Raw genomic sequence first — 22,041 nt, 5'->3', positions numbered from 1 at the left:
TGTTCAGCGACACTCGTCAGTGGCGGGGATCCCCTGAAGCCGGCGATCGAGCCAGGTGGCCACGTCGCCGAAGGAGGTGAACACCGCGGTGATGTGCTCGGCCGGGTACTCCCGGTAGATCGCGGTCGCCCCGAGCTTGCACTGTTCGGCGAACAGGGCCCGCGCCTGGGAGGCGGGAATCCACCATTCGTAGGTTCCGTGGTAGATCAGCAGCGGCATCGTCGCCTTCATCCCCGACATCGAGGTGACGTCGAAGATGTGTTCGGCGACCGGGGAGTGGAACGGGTCCGGGTCGGCAGAGAGCAACTGGGTGGGCATGTGTGACACGCCCAGCTTGCCCATGTCACCCGTGCACAGATCGCGCAGGGGCGACGTCGCGAGCCAGCGGGCGGCATGGTTGGACATCTCCAGGATCTCGGGACGCTCCCGGGCCACGCCCAGCATCGCGGAGTGGTAGACCCCAGACGCCAGGTTGGCGTTCATCGCGCCGGCCAGGGCCCGGTAGTCCGCCGGCACGCCGCCGATGGCCGCGCCGACGAAGCGTCCGGCCTGATCGGGTGCATACGACGAGGCGAGTCTCGACGCCGCGTTGGTCGCGATGGCGCCACCGGAGTACCCGTTCATGACGATCGGCCCCCGGCCGAACTCCTTCGGGTCCAGTTTCGCGGCCGCCCGGACGGAATCAAGGACGACATGGGCGCCCACATACGGTTCGGCGTAGGCCATCCGGGCGCCGGTGTGGTCGGGCACGATCACCGCGTATCCCCGGTCGAGTGCCAGCTGCGTCAACGGCGGGAAGAGGTCGGTGCTGTTGGTGTCGTCGTTGTAGCCGTGGGAGAACGTGTAGCCCGGCGTGCAGGTGGTTCCCAGTGCGACGATCGGCGTGTTGTTGACGACGACCGGTCGCGGTCCCGGCCCCTTCCACTGCTTGCGCGGGACGAACAGCGTCGCGGTGCCGAACAGCGGTCCGCCGGTGGCGTCGGTGGTGCGGAACTTGACCTGCCGGGCAGAACGAAGGGGCACCGTGACGAGGAAGCCGGCCACCGGCGTCACGTCCCGGGTCGCGATCAGGTCGCCGGGCTTGCGTCCGGCGAGGTCGGCGGGCCAGTGATCGAAGAACCGGTCACCGACCGGCGACGGCATGACGGCCTCGCGCAGTTCCTGCAGCTCGCGGGAACCGCCCTCGATCTTCGACCTCTGCGGGATGCGCTCGAGCTTCTTGATCGGGGGCGGCGGTACGACCTCGTCGATCTCGCCCGGGATGTTCGGCGGGATGGCGGTCAGGTTCGGGGGCTCGGCGCTCGCCACGGTGTCGGTTCCGACTCCCCCGAGACCGGACACCAGCACGGCCGCGGCGACGCCGACGATCACCGTCGCGCGCGTCAGGGGGCGCCACCTGCCCATCGAATGCATCGCCAACACCCCTGTCATGCGGGCGATTCCGGGTGAGCTCACCCCCAGTGGTCAGCCCGACTCGCTCCTCCGGTCCGGATTTCGTCATGCTAAACGGCCGCACGGACATCGGCAGGACACACCCCGATCAATGCCGGAGAATCCGATCGCCCGAGCCAATCCGGATCACGGTTCGATCTCGAAGGAACGACCTTCGGGGCGCCCGACATCGACACCTGGTCGCTTGTCCTAGTGGCGTGAGGCGACGAGGCTTTCACACGCTGCGGAGGCACCCGATGGCGACAACCGCGAACGGTCGACGACACCGGACCGGTCGCCGGAAGCTGATCACTCCGATCGCCACCGGGCTCGTGGCTGCCTGGTGCGCGATGGCACCGGGGTCCGCCTCCGGTGAACCGCCGAACATGATGCCCGTCCCGCCACCGGTCGCCGAGGCCGTCGACGCGGCCGTGCCACCTCCGCCGATCCCGCGCCTGCGCGACATCCCGCCGCGGGCACGGGCAGCCGGATTCGACCACCGCACACAGGAATTGCGGGAGGCGCTGCTGCCCTCGCCCACCGGTGACCCGCTGTTCGACCGTTGGCCTGCGGACCTGTCGACGATGCGGCCGGGACAGGTCGTCGCGGTCCGCGACGTCAGGGCCACCGCGGGCCCGGTCGTCACCGTTCCCCTCCGGTCGGCCACCCTGATCAAGTTCGCCACCACCGATGCGACCGGCGCGCCGATCTTCGGCACCGCGACACTACTGATCCCGAATCGGCCCGCCCGCGGACCCCGACCCCTGCTGGTCAACAACCTCCCCATCGACTCGCTCGGCGCCGCCTGCACCCCCGGATACACGCTGGCGCACGGCTTCTCGATCGCGACGAACCCCACCGACCTGATCCCGCCGACCACCCAGCTCGCCCTGAACGACGGTCATGCAGTCCTCGTCCCCGACCATCAGGGGCCGCGGATGGCCTACGCCGAACCCGTGCTGGCCGGGCACGTCGTCCTCGACGCGATCCGCGCCGGCCTGGCAGTGAGTCCGGAAGGGTTGCAGCACAGTCGCATCGCCATGGCGGGTTACTCGGGCGGCGCGATAGCGACGCACGGGGCGTCGAAGCTGGTCGGCGACTACGCCCCCGAACTGTCGGGGCGGATCGTCGGCGCCGCGCTCGGCGGGGTTCCGGCGGACTTCCGCATGCTGGTCGGGAGCATGAACGCGAACCTCGCCACCGGGCTGTTCCACGCGGCGACCTTCGGCATCGCCCGCGAACGCACCGAGATCCTCGCGCTGGCCAATCGCCCTGCACGGTGGCTGGCCACCTCGCCGCTGAAGAACGTCTGCGTCATCCCCGAGGCACTGGGCGGCGGGACCTTCGTGCCGATGCAGCTGATGTCGAGCGACCCGGACCCGTTCCACTCGCCCGTCGCCGAACGCATCTATCGGCTCACCGCGATGGCGGACCGGAAATCGGTGGTGCCCTTGCTGATCTACCACGGCACCCACGAGTGGTGGATTCCCGCGGCGGGCGCACGCGCGCTCTACCGGCAGCAGTGCGGATACGGCGCCACCGTCGCCTACCGGGAGATCTTCGGCGAACACCTGACCGGCGCGCTCCTCGGTTTCCCGGTCGCGCTCGACTGGCTGAACAAGCGACTGGCCGGCCGCCCGGGACCGAACGAATGCGCGCGGCGCCCGGCCGGTTGAGGCCGAGCGCCGCGAGACGGTCAGGGGTGGATCAGTAGACGAGGACGCGCAGGTTCTCCGCGACGCATGCGGGCTTGGACTCCCCCTCGATCTCGACCGTGTTGGTCACGACCATGTTGACGCCCTTGGGGGTCTCCTCGATCGAGGTGATCACCGCGTTGGAACGGATACGCGCACCCACCTTCACCGGGTTCGGGAAGCGCAGCTTGTTCATGCCGTAGTTGAGGAAGAGCTTGGGGCCCTCGATGGTGAAGATCTGGCCGGCGAGCATCGGGAGCAGCGACACGGTGAGGTAGCCGTGCGCGATCGTGGTGCCGAACGGACCCGACTTGGCACGCTCGGGATCGGTGTGGATCCACTGGTGGTCACCGGTGGCGTCGGCGAATGCATCGATCCGCTCCTGCGTGATCTCCAGCCACTCGCCCGATCCGAGGTCTTCGCCGATCGCCGCCTTGAGCTCCTCGACACTTGTGAACGTCCGTGTGCTGTTAGTCATAGTGGCTGTAGTCTACCGTGGCCCCATGAGCGCACCGCGAGTCTCACCGGGTGGTCTCCGAGATCTCGGACCCTTCAATTTCGCCTTCGCGCGTGGGGCCGCGCGCGTCATCGGCGTCGACGACGCACACATCTTCTCCACGCTCGGCCGGGCGAAGGGACTGTTCCGCGGCTGGCTGCACTACAGCGGCCGGTTGATGCCCTTCGGAACGTTGCCGCGCAAGGACTCCGAGATGATCATCATCCGGGTCGCGCATCTACGCGGCTGCGAGTACGAGCTCGATCATCACCGACGGCTGGGGCGCCGTGCGGGCATCGGTGACGCCGAGTTCGAGCGCATTCTCGAAGGTCCCGACGCCGGGTGGGGCGACCGCGAGCGGGCCATCCTCCGCGCGGTCGACGAACTGGTCGAGAGCAAAGACGTTTCCGACATCGCCTGGGCCGCACTGTCACGGCATCTCGACGATCGCCGGTTGATCGAGTTCACCTTGCTCGTCGGCCAATACGACAGCCTGGCCACGACGATCCACACGTTGCGCATCCAGCGCGATCACCACACCTGACGACGGATGAATGATGGAGTCGATCAGCCAGCGCCTGATGCGCAACGCCGCGTTCGCCGAGATCTACGAGAACCTCTGGCGGCCGACGTTCACGAGGCTGTTCAGTCTCGGCGGGCGTGCCACCGAGGACTACGACCGCGCGCTCCGCGCCTACCTGTCGCGCCCCGGTGACCGCCTCGTCCTCGACGTAGCCTGTGGCCCAGGCAATTACACGCGGCTCATCGCCGACGGCCTGACCGGCGACGGACGCTGCATCGGGATCGACTTCTCCGCCCCGATGCTCGCCCGTGCGGCCCGCACCAACGCCGTCGAGCGCGCCGCCTTCCTCCGCGCCGACGCCCACGCGATCCCGTTCGACGACAACACCTTCGACGTCGTCAGCTGCCTGGCCGCCCTGTACCTCATCCCCGACCCGCTCCCCGTCGTCGACGAGCTGGTGCGGGTCACCCGGCCGGGCGGTGAGATCGTCATCTTCACCTCCGTCGCGACCGAGGTGACATCACTGCCCGGCGTCCAGCGGGTCGTCGGACTGACCGGCTTCCGCATCTTCGACGAACACACGATCACCGACCGCCTGCGCGCTGCGGGCGCGGTGGACGTCGAGCAGACGATCACCGGCCACGGACAGTACGTCCTGGGCGTCAAACCGGGGCCCGTGAGCACTCCCGGGGATTTGCAGTAAAGTCCTCCTCGAAATAGGGAGGTTAGGTATGACTAACGAAACCACGTCCGGGGATCAGCTGCCGTTCGGCCAGCGCAAGACCGAGGACATGCCGGGCCACTGGCTCCTCGCCCGACTCGGCAAACGCGTACTGCGTCCGGGCGGACTCGAACTCACCGAGAGCCTGCTCGACGACGCCCGCATCAGCGGCTCCGACGTCCTCGAGATCGCCCCCGGCCTGGGCAAGACGGCCACCGCGATCCTCGAGCGATCACCGAAAAGCTATGTCGGCGTCGACGACGATCCGGACGCCGTCGTCCTCACCAAGGGCGTCATCGGTGAACGCGGCCGGGTCGTCGCGGGTGACGCGTCGGCCACCGGACTCGACGACGCGAGCACCGACGTCGCCGTCGGCGAGGCGATGCTGACGATGCAGTCCGACCGCAACAAGGCCAAGATCGTCGAGGAGGCCTTCCGTGTACTGCGGCCCGGCGGCCGGTACGCGATCCATGAGCTCGCGATCAATCCCGACACCCTGCCCGACGAGGAGAAGACCGAGATCCGCAAGTCGCTGGCGCGGTCGATCAAGGTCAACGCCCGTCCGCTGACCGAGGCCGAGTGGCGCAAGCTGCTGACCGACGCCGGCTTCGAGGTCACCACGGTCAAGTTCGCCAAGATGGCACTGCTCGAGCCACGTCGCATGATCGCCGACGAGGGACTCGTCGGGGCACTGAAGTTCGTCGGCAACGTGCTCCGCGACGGCGACGCACGCAAGCGCGTCCTCGCCATGCGGTCGACGTTCACCAAGTACAAGTCGCACATGGCCGCCATCGAGGTCATCGCCACCAAGCCGGAGGCCGCGAAGTGAGCGACTCGACCGTGATCACCGGCCTCGCCGAGAACACCGGCAAGGCGGGCGACCGTCCCGACATCTCCGTTCTCTCCCGCAACGACGGCGGCAACGTCATCCGCCTGTCGTTCCTCTCCGGTCAGACGATGCCCGACCATTGCGCCGGCCGTCCGATCCTGGTCATCGGCCAGACCGGCGAGATCGACTTCACCGTCGGGGAGACCACCACGCGCCTCGAGAGCGGCGTCGCGATCCACGTGAACGCAAACATCCCCCACGCGCTCGAAGCACGGACCGACGCGGTCGTCACACTGGTGGTGTTGGAGAATCCCACAGGAGAGCAACCCTCCGGGAGCTGATGCACGCGGGGCGCGTCGAGATCGAGAGGACCAGCCATGGCGACCAAGCAGCGCGACAAGATCATGGCCCTGCTGTCGGAATCGGTCGAACCGATGGTCGCCGGGGAGATCTCGACGCGCCTCGACCTGCACGTGACCACGGCCCGGTTCCACCTCGCCAAGCTGATCGAGGACGGGCGGGTCGAGACCACGACCGTTCCGACGCCGGGCGTCGGCCGTCCGCGCGTCGGCTATCAAGTGGTCCGCCGGCCACCCACCGACGCGCTGCTGGGCCATCTCCTGGGTCAGTTGGGCAGCACGCAGGCCACCCGTGAACATGCCGGCGCCGAGGCCGGCCGCCTGTGGGCCGAGGAGCATGCGCACCCGGTGTCGGCGGCCGATCTGCCCGATCCGGTGACCGTCGCCTCGGACATCCTCGGCACGTTGGGTTTCCAGGTCTCGAACATCATGAGCGCCTTCGGCTCTCACGAACTGCGGCTCTGCTCGTGCCCGCTGCAGGACATCGCCCGGACGCACCCCGAGGTCGCCCGCGGTGTCGCCCGCGGCGTCATCGAGCAGGCACTCGCCGCCAGCTCCCCCGCGCTCAGTTCGCAGTATGCCGTCACCGTCGCCCCGGACCCGGCAGGCGGCGACTGCGAGATCGTGCTGCGGCTGGCGCCGTTGCGGCGCACCGCAACCCACACCGAGTCTCCACTCAGGTGAGGCTTGCCTTAATTAATTTGAAGGATTAAGTTTCTCCAAAGGCGTTGGCGAACGACCATCGCCGAACAGGAGGGACCCTCGTCATGCATCTCATCCGCAGGATGACCATCACGCTGCTCGCGACGCTCGTGGCCGTCGTCGGGCTCGTCGCGGCCACCGGCGGTGCCTCGGCCGCCAAGACCTTCCCGCCGAACTTCAAGGTCACCACCGACCGCCCGACGCTCGCCGATCTCAACGACATCGTCGAGTTCCTCGTGGAGACCCCGGCGTCGGACCAGGCCAAGGCCGCCAATGTGGAGGGCGGTATGAACGCGGTGATCGTCCCCAAGACGGTGTACTCGCTCGGCCTCTTCCGCGCTCCCCGCGGCTGGAACGATGTGACCGGTCCGCTGGTCCAGAAGGGCAACAGCGTAACCGCCACGCTCAACAGCGGCTCGGCCGGACGTCCCACGATCCGCATGACCATCGAGTTCAAGAAGCTCGACGGTAACTGGAAGCTCGCGGCCAGTTCGCTGTGCCAGGGCGTCAAGACCGTCGGCCTGAACATCTACTGCAACTCCTAGTAGACGTGCTCGACATCAGCGGCCTGTCCGTCCGAATGGGCGGGCAGGCCGTTCTCGACGACATCACCACCCGCGTCGACGACGGTGAGCTGGTCTATCTGCTCGGACGCAACGGCACCGGCAAGACGACGCTGCTACGGGCCATCTGCGGTGTCATACGTCCTGCGGCGGGCCGAATCCTGATCGACGGCAAGCGATTCAGCGAACTCGATGCGCCACCCACGGTGATCGGTATGCACCTGGGCACCGACGCCGCACACCCCGGCCACAGCGCGCGGCGCCACCTGACCTGGCTGGCCCGGGCCGGCGGCATCCCGACCGGCCGGGTTGCCGAGGTCCTCGATCTCGTCGGACTCACCGACGTGGCCGGCCGCCGCGTCGTCGACTACTCCCTCGGCATGCGTCAGCGGCTCGGGATCGCCGCCGCCCTCCTGGGCGATGCGCGCACCCTCGTCCTCGACGAGCCGGTCAACGGCCTCGACATCGACGGCATCCGTTGGCTACGAGGACTTCTCCGAGATCTCGCCGACGACGGCCGGCGTCTCCTCATCGCCTCGCACCACCTCGACGAGGTGGCCCGCACCGCCGACCGCGTCGTCGTGCTGAACTCCGGCCGTATCGCCGCCGACGCGCCGCTGGCCGAATTCGTCGGTGGACACGCCGATCTCGAGGAGGCCTATCTCGCCGCAGTCGATGGGCAGACCCCCGCAGGAGTCACCGCATGACCGCCACCCTCACGGCTGTCGCAGGACAGATCGGACGCGGCACACGCGCCGAACTCACCCGCGTCGGCGGTGCACGCAGCATTCTGCTCTACGGATTGATCCCGGGTGCGGTCCTGCTGCCCCTCGTCATCACCCTTGGCGTGGCCACCGTCGCCGAACGATTCGCGTCGATCTCGGGGAGCATCCAGGTCACCTCGGTCACCACGACCAACTCGGTCTACTGGGTCATCACGTTCACCGTGATGATCTGGGCCGTCGTCGCGGCCTACGCCCAGGCGACCGCCGAGCGCGGCCCGCTGGGGGAACTCGCCCGCCACCTCTACCCGCGCCGCTGGACCGGCCTGGTGTCCCGGTGGATCGCCTATGGCGTGGGTGCCGCGTTGTGCAGCGCCGCCCTGGTCGCGCTGGTGATGGCGATCCTCCCCACCTTCTTCCCGAAGGTGTACAGCGGCGTCGACATCGGTTCGCCCGAAGGCGTCCGCTTCCTGATCGCGGTACCGATCTTCGCGGTGTTCACCGTCGGGATCGGCATCGGACTCGCGGCGATCATCGGACATCCGGCGGGAACCGTTGTGGCACTGCTCGGTTGGACGTATGTGATCGAGAACGCGATCAGCCTGGTGCCTGACGGTTACACGCTGCAGCAGTACATGCCCTTCCTCAACGGAACCTTCGGCACCGGACAGGAACTCGCCTTCATGCCCCCGTGGGGGCCCACCGGCGGGCTGCTCTACTGCGGCGCGATCGCGCTGGCCCTCTTCACACTCGGCTGTCTCGCACTGACGTTCCGGGTCAGAAGGACCGGTAGTCGCGCACCGTCATCCGCGGTCCGCGCCGTTCTCGCCGGACGCCGTGCAGCTCGACCATCCTGATGATCCGACGCCGTTGCCCGGCATAGGGTTCCAGTAGTTCGAGCATGCCCGCGTCGTCGACCGGTTCGCCGATGAGGGTCAGGCCCACCAGCGTGGGGATGTGATAGTCGCCGACCGACACCGCATCGGTGTCGCCGACGGCCCGGGCCCGTGTCTCCGCCTCGGTCCACCGCCCCACTCCCCGAAGGAGCCGGAGACGGTCGTGATGACGTTCGACGTCCATCGCGGTCGCCCCGCGGATCGTGCGCATCCGCACCGGTTCGATGCCGCTGCGATGCCATTCCCACGAGGGGATGTCCGCCCAAGCGGCACGCGGCGGCGGAACACGCATCGTGCCGGGCACCGGGCCCGGCGCCGGCTCGCCGAAGCGTCGCACCAGGTAGCGCCACGCGCGGAAGGCCTCCGCCCCGACCACCTTCTGCTCGAGGATCGCCGGCACCAGCGCCTCCCACACCCGGTCGGTGCGACCGATGCGCAGGCCCACCGACCGGCGGACGAGGCCGGCGACCACGTCGTCGTGCACCGCCATCGCCGCCGGCTCGTCGGAGGCGCCGAGGAAGTCCGGCAACTGCTCGAGCAACCAGTCGCCGCCGGGTCCCCAGGCGCGCCCCAGCACGCGCGAACCGTCGATGCGCAGGGTGACGGTGCCCGGCCCGTCGGGGGTCTGCACAGCGCGCCAGATCGACCCGTCGTTGCCGTAGACGAACGTGGGGTCACCGGCACCCCGCCGGAGATGGCCGACCGTGCCCCGGACGTCGAGCTGCCACGGCAACTCCCATTCCCGGACCCGTTCGTCGGCGCTCACCGTTCCGAGCGTAGCCCGCTCGACGGTGTTCGTTTCCCGTCGAATTCGCCGAGAATGGCCGGAACAAAGGGCCGAACCCATTCGCAGGGACATTCCGATCGCCGACGAACAAAGGGGAACAGGTGTTTATCGGATACGGAAAGAGCCGGTGACCAACAGGTCACCGGCTCTTGCCGAGGTGTCAGGCAACGCCTGGATCAGAGTGCGTATCCGCCGCGGTTGGAGGCGGTCTTGCCCTCCTTGAGGACCAGCAGGATGTTGTCGTGGTCGGTCAGCGAATCGATGTCGGCGAGCGGATCGCCCTTGACGACGACGACGTCGGCGAGCTTGCCGGCCTCGAGGGTGCCCAGCTTGTCGGCCACGTCGCAGAGCTCGGCGGAGGTCTTGGTGCCGGCGACGATCGCCTGCATCGGGGTCATGCCGCCGAACTTGACCAGGCAGCCGAGCTCGCCGAGGGTGGCGCCGTGGTCGGGGACCAGACCGGCGTCGGTGCCGACGGCGACCTTGATACCGGCCTCGATCGACGCCGCGATGGACTCGTGGGCCAGCTTGTGCCACTTCTCGGACTTGGCGACCGCCTGCGGCGTCGCGGTGTCCGGCTTCAGGGTCTCGATCAGGGTGGGGACCAGGAACTGGCCGCGTTCGACCATCTCCGTACGGAGTTCGTCGGTGAGCGCATATCCGTGCTCGATGGAGTGCGCGCCGCCCTGGACGGCGGCCTGGATGCCGAGGAAACCGATCGCGTGCGCGGCGACCTTGCGTCCGCCGTAGTTATTGGCCTCCTCGACCAGCGCGGCGACGATCTCGGTGCGGGCGCCCAGCCAGTCCGGGTCGTCGCTGGGCGACGAGACACCGCCGCTGGAGGCGACCTTGATGACGTCGACGCCACTGCGCAGCAGCTCACGAACGGCCTTGCGTGCCTCGTCGACGGTGTCGACCAGTTCGCCGCCGATCAGGCCGGTACCGCTGAGGCCCGACGGGATGTGGAAGTCGGCGTGTCCACCGGTCTGGCTGAGCATCTTGTCGGCGACCAGCAGGCGCGGGCCGGCGACCAGACCGTGGGCGACGGCGTCGCGGACGCCCACGTCGACGCCCATGAGGTCACGGACGGTGGTGACACCGGCTTCGATAGTGGTCTTGAGCCGGTCGACGAGCTCGAAGAAGCGGTAGGAGGGCGGCACCATCGCGGCCATGATCGGCGAGCCCTTGGTTCCGGGCAGCGAGAGGTGCACGTGGCAGTCGAAGAATCCGGGGGTCACGGTGTTGCCACCGACATCCACCTTCACGGGCTTCGTCGACTCGTCGACCTGCGGGGCGCCGTCGGCTGCTCCCGCGTAGGTGATCTTGCCGTCGTCGATCACGACGACAGCGTCGGCGATCTGATCGGCACCCGTCCCGTCGATCAGGCGAGCATTGTGAAGGATGGTTGTCGTCATAGCCTTTGTTTATACCGTGTATTCATTGTTTTTCCGGCATTCGACAGCGAACGTCACAGCAGGTCGCGAGGTCGTGCGCAGATTTGCGCCTCGGAAATGGCACGAAATTGTCATGCTCCGGAGGGGCACAAAGAAAATGAGGGATTCGTACCGAATTACGGTACGAATCCCTCACTTCGAGAACAGGGCCTACAGGTTGATCATGTGCCCGATCGCGCCATGGAACGTTTCCTGCAGTGCCTCCGACATCGTCGGGTGGGTGTGCACGTTGCGGGCAAGTTCCTTGGCGGTCAGGTCCCACTTGTGGGCCAGGGTCATCTCCGGGAGCATCTCGGAGACGTTGTCACCCACCAGGTGTCCGCCGAGCAGTTCGTCGGTGTCGGCGTTGGTGACCAGTTTGGCGAAGCCGGCGGTCTCGCCGAGGCCCTGCGCCTTGCCGTTGGCGCTGAACGGGAACGTGGTGGCCTTCACGTTGTAGCCCTCGTCCTTGGCCTGCGCCTCGGTGAGGCCGAACGAGGCGACCTGCGGCTGGCAGAAGGTGGCGCGCGGCATGAAGCGGTAGTCGCCCAGCGTCATGGTCTCCTCGCCCGCGATGGTCTCCGCGGCGACGACACCCTGAGCCTCGGCGACGTGCGCCAGCTGCAGCTTGGCGGTCACGTCACCGATGGCGTAGATGCCCTCGACGTTGGTCCGCATATAGTCGTCGATGGCGATGGCGCCGCGGTCGGTGAGCTCGACACCGGTCTTCTCCAGACCGAAGCCCTCGACGCGCGGGGCGAAGCCCACGGACATGAGGACCTTGTCGACGGTCAGCTCGCCTTCCTTGTCCTTGGCGTCCTTGTAGGTGACCGTGACGCTGTCGCCGTTGTCGGTGACCGACTGGACCTTGGTGGAGGTCAGCAGCTTGACGCCGAGCTTCTTGTATTCCTTGGCGACGGCCTTGGACGAGTCGGCGTCCTCGTTGGGCAGGACGCGGTCGAGGAACTCGACGATGGTGACGTCGACGCCGTAGTTGGCGAGCACGTAGCCGAACTCCATGCCGATGGCGCCCGCGCCGACGATCACGATGGACTCGGGCAGCTCGCGGGTGAGAATCTGGGTCTCGTAGGTGACCACGTTCTCCGACAGTTCGACGCCCGGGAGCAACTTCACGGTCGAGCCGGTGTCGATGATGACGTTGTCGAAGGTGATCTCGCGGTCGCCGACCTTGATGGTCTTGGCGTCGGTGAACACGCCGTAGCCGTCGATCTCGGTGATCTTGTTCTTCTTCATCAGGTAGTGGACGCCCTTGACGATGCCGTCCGACACCTTGCGGCTGCGGTCGAACGCCGCGCCGAAGTCGAAGGACACGTCACCACTCATGCCGAAGGTCTTGGCCTGGTGGTTGAAGATGTGCGCGAGTTCCGCGTTCCGCAGCAACGCCTTGGACGGGATACATCCGACGTTGAGACACACACCGCCCCAGTACTTCTCCTCGATGACGGCGGTTTTCATGCCCAGTTGAGCCGACCGGATCGCGGCTACGTACCCACCTGGACCTGCACCCAATACAACTGTTTGAAAGTGTTCAGCCACGACAGCCACCCTACGTCTCCTCTGTTGATCGCCGCAGTCCGTCCCACTACTCTTCGGTAACTTCCTGACGGATTCAATCACTGTTTGAAACGCTGTTTGATCTGTGGTTTCATCCCACCTGTGACCCAGACCACCGACTCGACGCCGTCCGGGGCCGGGTCGACCGGCACCCGAGAGGCCCTGCTCGCCGTCGCGGAGCGCCTCTTCCTGGCCGACGGCTACGACAAGGTGTCCGTCCGCGCGATCTGCTCCGCCGCCGACGCCAACCCCGCCGCCGTGCACTATCACTTCGGGACCAAGGACGACCTGACCATCGCGCTGCTGGAATCACGACTGGCTCCGTGCTGGTCCGATGCCATGTCCTCGATCGATCCCGGGACCGATTCGGTGCGGCACATCGTGGACGTGCTGCTCGCCCCCTTCGTCGAACTCCAGACCGATCCGACCGGCCACCTGCACCTACGCCTGCTGTCGCGGTTCGTGCTCAGCCATCCGAACGTCAACTGGACCGCCCGGTGGTTCGGACTCGACCCGTTCGCCGACATCCTGCTCGACGCCATTCCCGGACTGCCCGCCCGCGCGGCACGCCGCCGCTGGGCACTCGCCTTCCAGTTGATCCTCCTGCGCTTCGGCAGCACCGAGCCGCTCGACGCCCAGGCCGTCGACGCCCTCGCGGGGTTCGTCACCGCGGGATTGTCGGCACCGCCTTCGTGACAACCCTCCGCAAGCTCCGGGCTCCCTCAGGGAGCAGCAACATCCCGTCCGAGAAACACAACGAATGAGAGGAACCGACGTGGACAGCCCCGACGCCGGACCGTTCAGCCCAGCCAAGCTCGGCCCGCTCACCCTGCGGAACCGACTGATCAAGTGCGCCACCTTCGAGGGCATGACGCCCGACGCGCTCGTCACCGACGAACTCGTCGAGTTCCACCGCGAGGTCGCAGCCGGTGGCGTCGCGATGAGCACGGTCGCCTACTGCGCGGTCTCGCCGGAGGGTCGCACCGACCGCCACCAGATCTGGATGCGTCCCGAGGCGATGCCCGGTCTGCGCAAGCTGACCGACGCCATCCACTCCGAGGGCGCACTCGCCGCCGCGCAGCTCGGCCACGCCGGCGCGGTCGCGAACTCGGTGTCGAACCGGGCGAAGGCCTGGGGGCCGGGCCGTATCCCCGCACCGATGGGGATGTCGCTGACGCACAAGGCGAGTGTCTCCGACATCGCCGAACTGCGGGTGAAGTTCCGGCAGGCCGCCCGCATCGCCGTCGACTCCGGCTTCGACGGACTCGAGATCCACTGCGGCCACAACTATCTCATCTCCAGCTTCCTGTCTCCCCTGCTCAACCACCGCCGCGACGCTTACGGCGGCAGCCTCGTCAACCGCGCCCGCATGGCCCGCGAGGTCGTCGAGAGTGTGCGAGAGGAAGTCGGCGACGAGGCCGCGATCTGGGTGAAGCTCAACACCTACGACGGCGTCGGCAAGCCCGACATCGAACGGTCGCCGGAAGCACGTGCGAAAGGCCGCGCCAAGCTGAGCAGCTTCAACGTCGACGAGGCATGCCAGGTGGCGCAGCTGCTGGAGTCCGACGGCCACCTCGACGCCATCGAACCCACCGCGGGCAGCTCGCTGCTCAACCCGATGTACCTGTTCCACGGGGACGCCCCGCGCAAGGAGTTCGCCGCCGCCTTCTCGGGTCCGATGAAATACGGGCTCAAGGCTTTCGCACCGATCTTCCTCAAGCGCTACCAGTACCACGATGGCTATCTGCTACCGCTCGCGCGCGAACTGCGGAAGGCCGTCGACCTGCCGATGATCCTGCTCGGCGGCGTCACCGACCGGGCCTCGATGGACACCGCGATGGCCGAGGGCTTCGAGTTCATGGCGATGGGCCGCGCGATCCTGCGGGAGCCGGATCTGCCGCTGCGGATCGCCGCGGACCCGACGACGACGTCGAAGTGCGTGCACTGCAACCTCTGCATGCCGACGATCTACTCGCACACGCGCTGCCCGATCCGCACCGGCGAGGTGCCCGATCCGCTGGCGGTCTCACCGACGGTGAGCGGTTCGGCGAGCTGACGCCCGCGGTAGCTGTCGCGTGTCGTGGCGCTCACCGCCCCGATACGCGACAGCTGCCTCAGCTGCGTAGGAAGACCCCGTCGCTCTCTTCGTCGTCGTAGTACTCGATCGTCATCTTCGGACCGTCGAAGGTGACCTTCGAGACGGTGCCGATCTGGGCGTTCTCGTTGTGCAGCGGGAACGTGAAGGTGTTGGCATCCCAGTGCGTCAGTTCATGTTTGCGGACGCCGCCGGGGCCCATCTCGAGGACGAGCTTGCCGTCGCGCTCGACGATCTCGGCCGGCCCGTACACGGTGTTGGCGTAGGTGCCCACGAAGGTCGGCAGCGGCTGAGGCGGAGCCGCATTCGCCGGCGCCTGTTTGCCGACGAGTTCGCCGTTGGGCTGACTCATCTCGGCGTAGGCCTTGCCGTAGAGCTCGCGCCAGTCACTGCGGATCTCGCCGTACTGCACCAGATCCATGAACTCCGCCGCCAGCGCATCGGCCGCACCGATCGGGGCGGCGTTGGTGAGCACGATGATCGCGGTGTCCGCCGACGGCAGGATGGAGAAGGCAGTGCCGGCGCCCGACGCGAACGCGCCGGCGTGGCTGAACTGGGTACGCGCGTCGGTGGTCACGCCGACGTTGAACCCGTAACCGTAGAAACCGGCGCGAGCGTTCGGGTTCGCCGGCGGGTTCGACACGATCTGCGGCGAGGTCGCAGGCAGCAGCGCGTCCGGGGCGACGATCTCCGCGCCTTCGTGCTTGCCCTGCGCCAGAACCATCTTCAGCCAGGTGGCCATGTCGTTGACCGTCGAACTGACACCACCGGCCGGTGTCTGCGCGTCGGGGTCGCGGGGGATGTCGGTCTTGGCCCATTTCCCGTCGATCTTGATGTGCCCGACGGCCCGGTCGGCCCGCTTCTCGAAGTCGGCGAAGCGGGAACTGGTGCTGGTCATGCCCAGCGGCCCGTAGATGAGGTCCTGCGACAGCGTCGGCCAGTCCTTGCCCGCCTTCGCGGCGACCGCCTCACCGCCGGTCGTCACACCGAAGTTGGTGTACGCGTAGCTGATCCGGAACGGATCGAGGGGCATGAAGCGGAGCCGCTGGAGGATCTCGGTCCGCGAATAACCCATGTCCTCGAGTTTGTCGCCGGCGTGATCGGGCAGTCCGGATCGGTGCGAGTACATGTCCGCGACGGTCACCGTGCGGGTGACGTACGGATCGGACAGGGCGAACCAGGGCAGCCCCTCGACGATCGGCATGTCCCAGGCGACGGTCTTGTCGGTCACCGCGGCACCGACCACCGTGGACCCGACCGACTTCGACACGGACGCCAGCTGGAACACCGTGTTGGGGTCGACCTTCTGGCCGGTGGTCAGGTCCTTGACCCCGAACCCCTTCGCGTACTTGGTCTCTCCGCCCGATACCACGGCCACCGCCATACCGGGCAACCCCGTCGACGACATCAACGACCCGACGAGTCCGTCGAGCTGTCCCACGGCCTTGTCCACCGAGCCGTCGGGCAGCGGCATCGCATCCACGGCGTTGGGGTTCACCAGCGCGGATGCCCCGGACGGTTCGGTCGGCGGGTTGCCGGTACCGGACGAGGCAGTGTCGCAGGCCGCGACGAGCGCGACGACCGAGAGGGCCGAGCAGGCCGCAAGTGACACGCGTCCCCATCTCGGGCCGTGGCGTCGTGGGCGGCGTCCTGCGGTGGGGCCGGTGAAGCGTCGGACAGGGACCGAATCGAAAGTGGGCATGCGGATCTCCTCATCCTCGCGGGAGAAAGATACCGCGAAGAACGCCCTGACATGCACGTTCTGTGGTACACCGGCACGATTTCGGCCAGGACGGGCACAGACGTGACGTAAGCGGGCCCTGCATCGTCGGTGACCGGCAGCCGTCCCGCGTAAGTTGGACGCCATGACCGAGCAGGCCGACGGCATCTCCACCAGCACCGACACCGACGATCCGTTCCTCTGGCTCGAGGACGTCACCGGCGACGACGCGCTGGCCTGGGTGCGCTCCCACAACGAACCGACCGTCGAGACACTGTCGTCGTCGGACCGCTTCCGCGACATGGAGGCATCGGCTCTGGCGATCCTCGACACCGACGACCGGATTCCGTTCGTCCGACGCCGCGGCGGGTTCCTCTACAACTTCTGGCGCGACGCGACCAATCCCCGCGGACTCTGGCGCCGGACGACGCTGGAGTCCTACGTGACCGATGCGCCCGACTGGGAGATCATCCTCGACGTCGACGGACTCGCGCGCACCGAGGACGAGAACTGGGTGTGGTCGGGGGCCACGGTGCTCCGTCCCGAGTACGAACGCGCGCTGGTCTCGCTGTCCCGGGGCGGCGCCGACGCGAGCGTGATCCGCGAGTTCGACATCCCGACACGGCAGTGGATCACCGACGGTTTCACGCTGCCGGAGAACAAGTCGAGCGTGCGCTGGATCGACCGCGACACCGTCTATGTCGGAACCGATTTCGGTGAACAACCGGACGGCGTCGGATCGTTGACCGACTCCGGCTACCCCCGCGTGGTGAAACGCTGGTCGAGGGGTACCCCGCTGGAGGCCGCGACCACCGTCTTCGCCGGCGAGAAGAGCGATGTGTCGGTGCACGCGATCTACGACGACACCCCCGGGTTCGAGCGACACTTCATCTCGCGCTCGACGGATTTCTTCAACTCGCTGATGTACGAATTGCGCGACGGCGAACCGGAACTCGTCGACGTCCCGACCGATGCCCATGCGGGTGTGCGGATGAATTGGCTGCTGGTGATGACGCGGTCGGAGTGGACGGTCGGCGGCACGACCCACGAACCGGGCACCCTGCTGGCCTTCGACTACGACGACTACCGCGCCGGCGGCCGCGATGCGACCGTGCTGTTCACCCCGGACGCCCACACGAGCCTCGTCGACTATGCCTACACGCGTTCGCAACTGATCATCGTGACGCTGCACGACGTGCACACCAGGGTCGAGGTGCGCGAGCTGGGCAGTTGGGACGTCATCGACTTCCCCGGTCTCCCCGACCTCGCCACGGTGTCGGTGCTCGACACCGACCCGGACGAGAGCGACGAGGTGTTCTGGATGGCCACCTCGTTCACCGACCCGCCGAGCCTGCTGCACAGCAACGGCACCACGCCGCAGGTCATCAAGCGCAGCCCGACGTACTTCGACTCCGAATCGGTCATCGCCGAACAGCATTTCGCGACCTCGGACGACGGGACACAGATCCCCTACTTCGTGATCCGCCGTCGGGACGTGACCAGCGGCCCCACCCTGCTCTACGGCTACGGCGGATTCGAGAACTCACTGACCCCCGGGTACCTGTCGTTGTCGGGCAAGAACTGGATCGAACGCGGCGGCATCTACGTCATCGCCAACATTCGCGGCGGCGGGGAATACGGTCCGTCGTGGCACACCCAGGCGCAGAAGGCCGGACGCCACAAGGTGTACGAGGACTTCGCCGCCGTGGCCCGTGCCCTCGTCGATGCCGGACTCACCACCCCGGAACAGTTGGGCGCACAAGGCGGTTCGAACGGCGGCCTCCTCATGGGTGTCATGCTCACCCGCTACCCGGAGTTGTTCGGCGCGTTGGTGTGTCAGGTCCCGCTGATCGACATGAAGCGCTATCACCTGCTCCTCGCCGGCGCGTCGTGGGTGGCCGAGTACGGCGACCCCGACGATCCCGAACAGTGGGAGTTCATGAAGCCGTTCTCGCCGTACCAGAACATCGAACCGGACGCCGCATACCCGCCGATCCTGGTCACCACCTCCACCCGCGACGACCGCGTCCATCCCGGCCACGCCCGCAAACTCGTTGCGCGGCTGGAGGAAACGGGCCACGACGTCCTCTATTACGAGAACATCGAGGGTGGTCACGGCGGTGCCGCGGACAACAAGCAGGCCGCGTTCAAGTCCGCGCTCGCATTCGAGTTCCTGTGGCGGACGCTCGCTCCCGAGACGGATTGAGGACGCTGCTCTACTACCCTGGACAGCAGATCACGCGACCGACGACGATGCCGCGCACGACGAGATGAGGAAACCCGATGGGGATCGACTACACCAAGCGCCCGAAAGCCCAACCTCCGCAACCTCCGACCCCGCCTGCATCCACCCCGCCGGCCCAGCCGGTGTCACTCTCCAAGATCACGCTGACAAAGTCGGCGCCGAGCATCTCGCTGAGCAAGCAGGGCGCGGCGACCGGCCAGGTGCGCGTGAACCTCAGCTGGACCGCGAACTCCTCCGGCGGCGGCTTCTTCCGCAAGCCCAAGGGCATCGACCTCGACCTCGCCTGCCTGTGGGAGTTCACCGACGGCAGCAAGGGAATTGTCCAGGCGCTGGGCAATTCGTTCCAGGCTCCCCGCGACGGACAGCCGATCATCTACCTCGACGGCGATGACCGTAGCGGCTCCGGCGGCGAGAACATGTACATCGACCTCGCCGCGACCAACCGGATCCGTCGAATCCTGATCTTCGCCTACATCTACGAGGGCACGCCGAACTGGGCCAGTGCCAACGGCGTCGTCACGTTGTCACCGGTCAGCGGCCCGCAGATCGAGGTCCGCCTCGACGAGGCCGACCAGTCCGCCATCTCGTGCGCCATCGCGCTGCTGGAGAACCGCGGCGGCGAACTCGTCATCAACCGCGAGGTGCGCTACATCCGCGGTGCGCAGGACAAGGTCGACGAGGCCTACGGCTGGGGCATGAACTGGCGGGGTGCCCGCAAGTAGCGCCACGGCGGTCGTAGCATCAGTCGCAGTCCGTGAAAAGGACAATCGCGAAAGGACCCCCGCCATGACCGCCACCGCTCTGTCCGGTTTCCTCACCGGCCTCGCCGACGGATCCCTCCGGGTGATCGACCTGACCACCCCGCTGTCCAGCTCGACCCCGGCCCTGCGGTTGCCGGCCCCGTTCGCGAACCTGATCGACTTCAGCCTCGAAGAGGTCAGCGCCTACAACGAGCCCGGACCGTACTGGCGGCACAACAACATCCACACCGGCGAGCACATCGGTACCCATCTCGACGCACCGATCCACTGGATCAGCGGTCGCGACGGTGACGACGTCTCGCAGATCCCGGTGCAGCGGCTGATCGGTCCGGCGGCCGTCCTCGACCTGACCGCGAAGGTCGCCGACAACCCCGACTACCTGCTCGAGGTCGCCGACGTCGAGGCATGGGAGGCCGAGCACGGCGAACTGCTGCCGGGGGCCTGGCTGCTGCTGCGCACCGGTTGGGAATCGCGCGGCGGTTCCGAGGCCGAGTTCCTCAACGCCGACGAGACCGGCTCGCACACCCCCGGCGTCTCGGTCGAATGCGCCGAGTGGCTGGCCACGCAGCGCCAGATCACCGGACTCGGTGTCGAGACCGTCGGCGTCGACGCCGGTCTCGCGGGCGGTTTCGACCCCGCCTTCCCCGTCCACTACCACTTCCTCGGCAACGACAAGTACGGCCTGACCTCGCTGCGGAACCTCGGTTCCCTGCCCGCCACCGGGGCTGTGCTCGTCGTCAGCCCGCTCCCGATCGTCGGCGGTACCGGCAGCCCGTCGCGGGTCCTGGCGATCGTCGAGAGCTGACCGGCGTGACGGACACAGCGACCACGTACGGCCCCACGGTCGCCGACGTCGTGGGCCGTGTTCTCGCCGATCTGGGGGTCGGCCATGCCTTCGGGGTGGTCGGCAGCGGCAACTTCGTGATGACCAACGCGCTGCGTGCCGGCGGGGTCGGGTTCACCGCGGCACGCCACGAGGGTGGCGCGGCCTCCATGGCGGACGCCTACTCCCGCATGTCGGGACGGGTCGGTGTCCTCAGCGTGCACCAGGGGTGCGGACTGACCAACGCGGTCACCGGTATCGGCGAGGCGGCGAAGAGTCGGACCCCGATGATCGTGCTGAGCGCCGACGCCCCGGCTTCCGCACTGCAGTCGAACTTCCGGATCAACCAGGAAGCGCTGGCGACCAGCGTCGGCGCGGTCAGCGACCGTGTCTACGGTCCGAGCACCGTCGTCGCGGATGTGACCCGGGCCTACCGGACCGCGGTGACCCGGCGCCGGACCGTCGTCCTCAACGTCGCGATCGACGTGGCCGCAGCGCCCGCCGAGATCACCGGTCCGATCGTCGCTTCGACTGCGGCGCCGCGGGTTCGGCCAGACACCGCATCGGTCGCCGCGCTCGTCGATGCCCTCCGCGCGGCCCGCCGGCCGGTCTTCGTCGCGGGACGAGGCGGTCGCGAAGCGGGTCCGCAGATCGCGGCGCTCGCCGAGGCGTGCGGCGCGCTGCTCGCCACGTCGGCCGTGGCCAACGGCCTCTTCGAGGGAATTCCCTTCTCGCTGGGCATCTCCGGCGGTTTCTCGTCACCGACGGCCGCCGAGCTCATCGGCAACGCAGATCTCATCGTCGGGTGGGGTTGCGCCCTCAACATGTGGACCATGCGACAGGGTCGGCTCATCGGCGGCCAGACCGTGGTGGCCCAGGTCGATGTCGAGGTCGAGGCGATCGGCTCGCATCGCCCGGTCGACGTCGGCGTGGTGGGTGATTGCGCGGCCACCGCCGCCGATGCCCTCACCGCCCTCTCGTCAGACCCGCTGCCGCACAACGGGTACCGAACCGACGAGGTGGCCAACCGGATCGCCAGGTCGGCGCGGTGGCAGGACGTCCCGGTCACCACCGACCCCGTCGACGGCCGGATCGACCCGCGCGCGTTGAGCATCGCCCTCGACGGGATCCTGCCCGCTGACCGCGTCCTGTCGATCGACTCGGGCAACTTCATGGGCTATCCGTCGACGCATCTGTCAGTGCCCGACCAGTTCGGCTTCTGCTTCACGCAGGCCTTCCAGTCGATCGGCCTCGGACTGGGCACGGCCATCGGCGCGGCGATCGCCCAACCCACCCGATTGCCCGTCCTCGGCACCGGCGACGGCGGTTTCCTCATGGCGATCTCCGAACTGGAAACCGCTGTCCGCCTGGCACTCCCGCTCGTCGTCATCGTCTACAACGACTCCGCCTACGGCGCCGAGGTGCACCACTTCGGCGATGCCGACATGACGACCGTGACCTTCCCGGAGGTCGACATCGCCGCCATCGCCCGCGGTCACGGCGCGTCCGGGGTGACCGTCGCCGGGTTCGACGACCTCGACGAGGTCCGACGCTGGGTCGCCTCACTGGACTCCCCCGAACCATCCGGCCCACTCGTCATCGACGCCAAGATCACCAACGACGGCGGATCCTGGTGGCTCGCCGAGGCGTTCGCGGGGCACTGACC

The 22,041-nt window shown here is 67.7% G+C and carries 21 protein-coding genes; 15 read left to right on the top strand and 6 right to left on the bottom strand.

The genetic code is table 11. The features are described 5' to 3' along the window. Positions 1 to 3: 3 nt before the first annotated feature. Positions 4 to 1,413: a lipase family protein gene (locus OK17_RS05855; RefSeq protein WP_461416948.1), complete on the bottom strand. Its 1,410-nt coding sequence runs from the start codon at positions 1,411 to 1,413 to the stop codon at positions 4 to 6. Positions 1,414 to 1,817: 404 nt separating this feature from the next. On the opposite strand from OK17_RS05855, the gene OK17_RS05850 reads away from it, so the two are divergent. Continuing rightward, entirely contained in the window at positions 1,818 to 3,107 is a 1,290-nt protein-coding gene (locus tag OK17_RS05850; RefSeq protein ID WP_461416947.1) for a lipase family protein, read from the top strand. A 31-nt stretch (positions 3,108 to 3,138) separates the two neighbouring features. Here the strand turns inward: OK17_RS05850 and OK17_RS05845 are convergent, their stop codons facing one another. After that, positions 3,139 to 3,603 carry a MaoC family dehydratase gene (locus tag OK17_RS05845; RefSeq protein ID WP_005200306.1) on the bottom strand — a complete coding sequence of 155 codons (465 nt, stop codon included), beginning with the start codon at positions 3,601 to 3,603 and terminating at the stop codon, positions 3,139 to 3,141. A gap of 25 nt (positions 3,604 to 3,628) precedes the next feature. Here OK17_RS05845 and OK17_RS05840 point away from each other — a divergent pair, with 25 nt between their 5' ends. From OK17_RS05840 to OK17_RS05805, 8 genes are all read left to right on the top strand, one after another. Beyond that, positions 3,629 to 4,165 (top strand): carboxymuconolactone decarboxylase family protein, encoded by a 537-nt coding sequence (locus OK17_RS05840; RefSeq protein ID WP_232716016.1) that lies wholly within the window; start codon positions 3,629 to 3,631, stop codon positions 4,163 to 4,165. Between the two features lie 13 nt (positions 4,166 to 4,178). Then, entirely contained in the window at positions 4,179 to 4,847 is a 669-nt protein-coding gene (locus OK17_RS05835; protein ID WP_232716017.1) for a class I SAM-dependent methyltransferase, read from the top strand. Positions 4,848 to 4,875: 28 nt separating this feature from the next. Beyond that, a complete protein-coding gene (locus OK17_RS05830; RefSeq protein ID WP_232716018.1) occupies positions 4,876 to 5,694 on the top strand; it encodes a class I SAM-dependent methyltransferase in 819 nt (272 codons plus the stop codon). Further along, complete coding sequence (locus OK17_RS05825; protein WP_232716019.1) at positions 5,691 to 6,035, top strand: cupin domain-containing protein; 345 nt, start codon at positions 5,691 to 5,693, stop codon at positions 6,033 to 6,035. The genes OK17_RS05830 and OK17_RS05825 overlap by 4 nt, the downstream gene beginning before the upstream one ends. Before the next feature lie 36 nt (positions 6,036 to 6,071). Next, entirely contained in the window at positions 6,072 to 6,737 is a 666-nt protein-coding gene (locus OK17_RS05820) for an ArsR family transcriptional regulator (RefSeq protein WP_232716020.1), read from the top strand. 83 nt (positions 6,738 to 6,820) lie between these two features. Continuing rightward, a complete protein-coding gene (locus OK17_RS05815) occupies positions 6,821 to 7,300 on the top strand; it encodes a hypothetical protein (RefSeq protein ID WP_232716021.1) in 480 nt (159 codons plus the stop codon). Positions 7,301 to 7,305: 5 nt separating this feature from the next. Then, entirely contained in the window at positions 7,306 to 8,025 is a 720-nt protein-coding gene (locus OK17_RS05810) for an ABC transporter ATP-binding protein (RefSeq protein WP_461416920.1), read from the top strand. After that, complete coding sequence (locus tag OK17_RS05805; protein WP_461416919.1) at positions 8,022 to 8,897, top strand: ABC transporter permease; 876 nt, start codon at positions 8,022 to 8,024, stop codon at positions 8,895 to 8,897. Before OK17_RS05810 ends, OK17_RS05805 begins: the two co-directional genes overlap by 4 nt. Here OK17_RS05805 and OK17_RS05800 read toward each other — a convergent pair. The 3 genes from OK17_RS05800 to lpdA form a co-directional block, all read right to left on the bottom strand. After that, positions 8,818 to 9,702 carry a DNA-3-methyladenine glycosylase family protein gene (locus tag OK17_RS05800; RefSeq protein ID WP_232716024.1) on the bottom strand — a complete coding sequence of 295 codons (885 nt, stop codon included), beginning with the start codon at positions 9,700 to 9,702 and terminating at the stop codon, positions 8,818 to 8,820. The two genes, OK17_RS05805 and OK17_RS05800, sit on opposite strands and share 80 nt — an antisense overlap. 197 nt (positions 9,703 to 9,899) lie before the next feature. Next, on the bottom strand, positions 9,900 to 11,138 hold the full coding sequence (locus OK17_RS05795) for a metal-dependent hydrolase family protein (RefSeq protein ID WP_461416918.1): 1,239 nt from the start codon (positions 11,136 to 11,138) through the stop codon (positions 9,900 to 9,902). 189 nt (positions 11,139 to 11,327) lie between these two features. Further along, complete coding sequence (gene lpdA / locus OK17_RS05790; protein ID WP_040536446.1) at positions 11,328 to 12,713, bottom strand: dihydrolipoyl dehydrogenase; 1,386 nt, start codon at positions 12,711 to 12,713, stop codon at positions 11,328 to 11,330. Positions 12,714 to 12,833: 120 nt separating this feature from the next. Between lpdA and OK17_RS05785 the strand changes: the two genes are divergently transcribed. Next, on the top strand, positions 12,834 to 13,427 hold the full coding sequence (locus tag OK17_RS05785) for a TetR/AcrR family transcriptional regulator (protein ID WP_461416917.1): 594 nt from the start codon (positions 12,834 to 12,836) through the stop codon (positions 13,425 to 13,427). Between the two features lie 79 nt (positions 13,428 to 13,506). Continuing rightward, positions 13,507 to 14,787, top strand: coding sequence for an NADH:flavin oxidoreductase (locus tag OK17_RS05780; RefSeq protein WP_461416916.1), 1,281 nt, complete (start codon positions 13,507 to 13,509; stop codon positions 14,785 to 14,787). Between the two features lie 58 nt (positions 14,788 to 14,845). Here OK17_RS05780 and OK17_RS05775 read toward each other — a convergent pair whose 3' ends face one another. Continuing rightward, a complete protein-coding gene (locus OK17_RS05775; RefSeq protein WP_461416946.1) occupies positions 14,846 to 16,438 on the bottom strand; it encodes a serine hydrolase in 1,593 nt (530 codons plus the stop codon). Positions 16,439 to 16,691: 253 nt separating this feature from the next. Here OK17_RS05775 and OK17_RS05770 point away from each other — a divergent pair, with 253 nt between their 5' ends. The 4 genes from OK17_RS05770 (at position 16,692) to OK17_RS05755 (ending at position 22,039) form a co-directional block, all read left to right on the top strand. Then, positions 16,692 to 18,752, top strand: a complete 2,061-nt coding sequence (locus OK17_RS05770) for a prolyl oligopeptidase family serine peptidase (RefSeq protein ID WP_461416915.1) — start codon at positions 16,692 to 16,694, stop codon at positions 18,750 to 18,752. Between the two features lie 77 nt (positions 18,753 to 18,829). Beyond that, positions 18,830 to 19,513 (top strand): TerD family protein, encoded by a 684-nt coding sequence (locus OK17_RS05765; RefSeq protein WP_006867280.1) that lies wholly within the window; start codon positions 18,830 to 18,832, stop codon positions 19,511 to 19,513. Positions 19,514 to 19,577: 64 nt separating this feature from the next. Further along, complete coding sequence (locus OK17_RS05760; RefSeq protein WP_461416914.1) at positions 19,578 to 20,357, top strand: cyclase family protein; 780 nt, start codon at positions 19,578 to 19,580, stop codon at positions 20,355 to 20,357. A 5-nt stretch (positions 20,358 to 20,362) separates the two neighbouring features. After that, positions 20,363 to 22,039, top strand: a complete 1,677-nt coding sequence (locus OK17_RS05755; protein ID WP_461416913.1) for a thiamine pyrophosphate-binding protein — start codon at positions 20,363 to 20,365, stop codon at positions 22,037 to 22,039. Positions 22,040 to 22,041 lie beyond the last annotated feature (2 nt).

This window comes from Gordonia sp. GN26, assembly GCF_054823965.1.
This window is presented reverse-complemented; position numbering and strand designations above follow the sequence as displayed.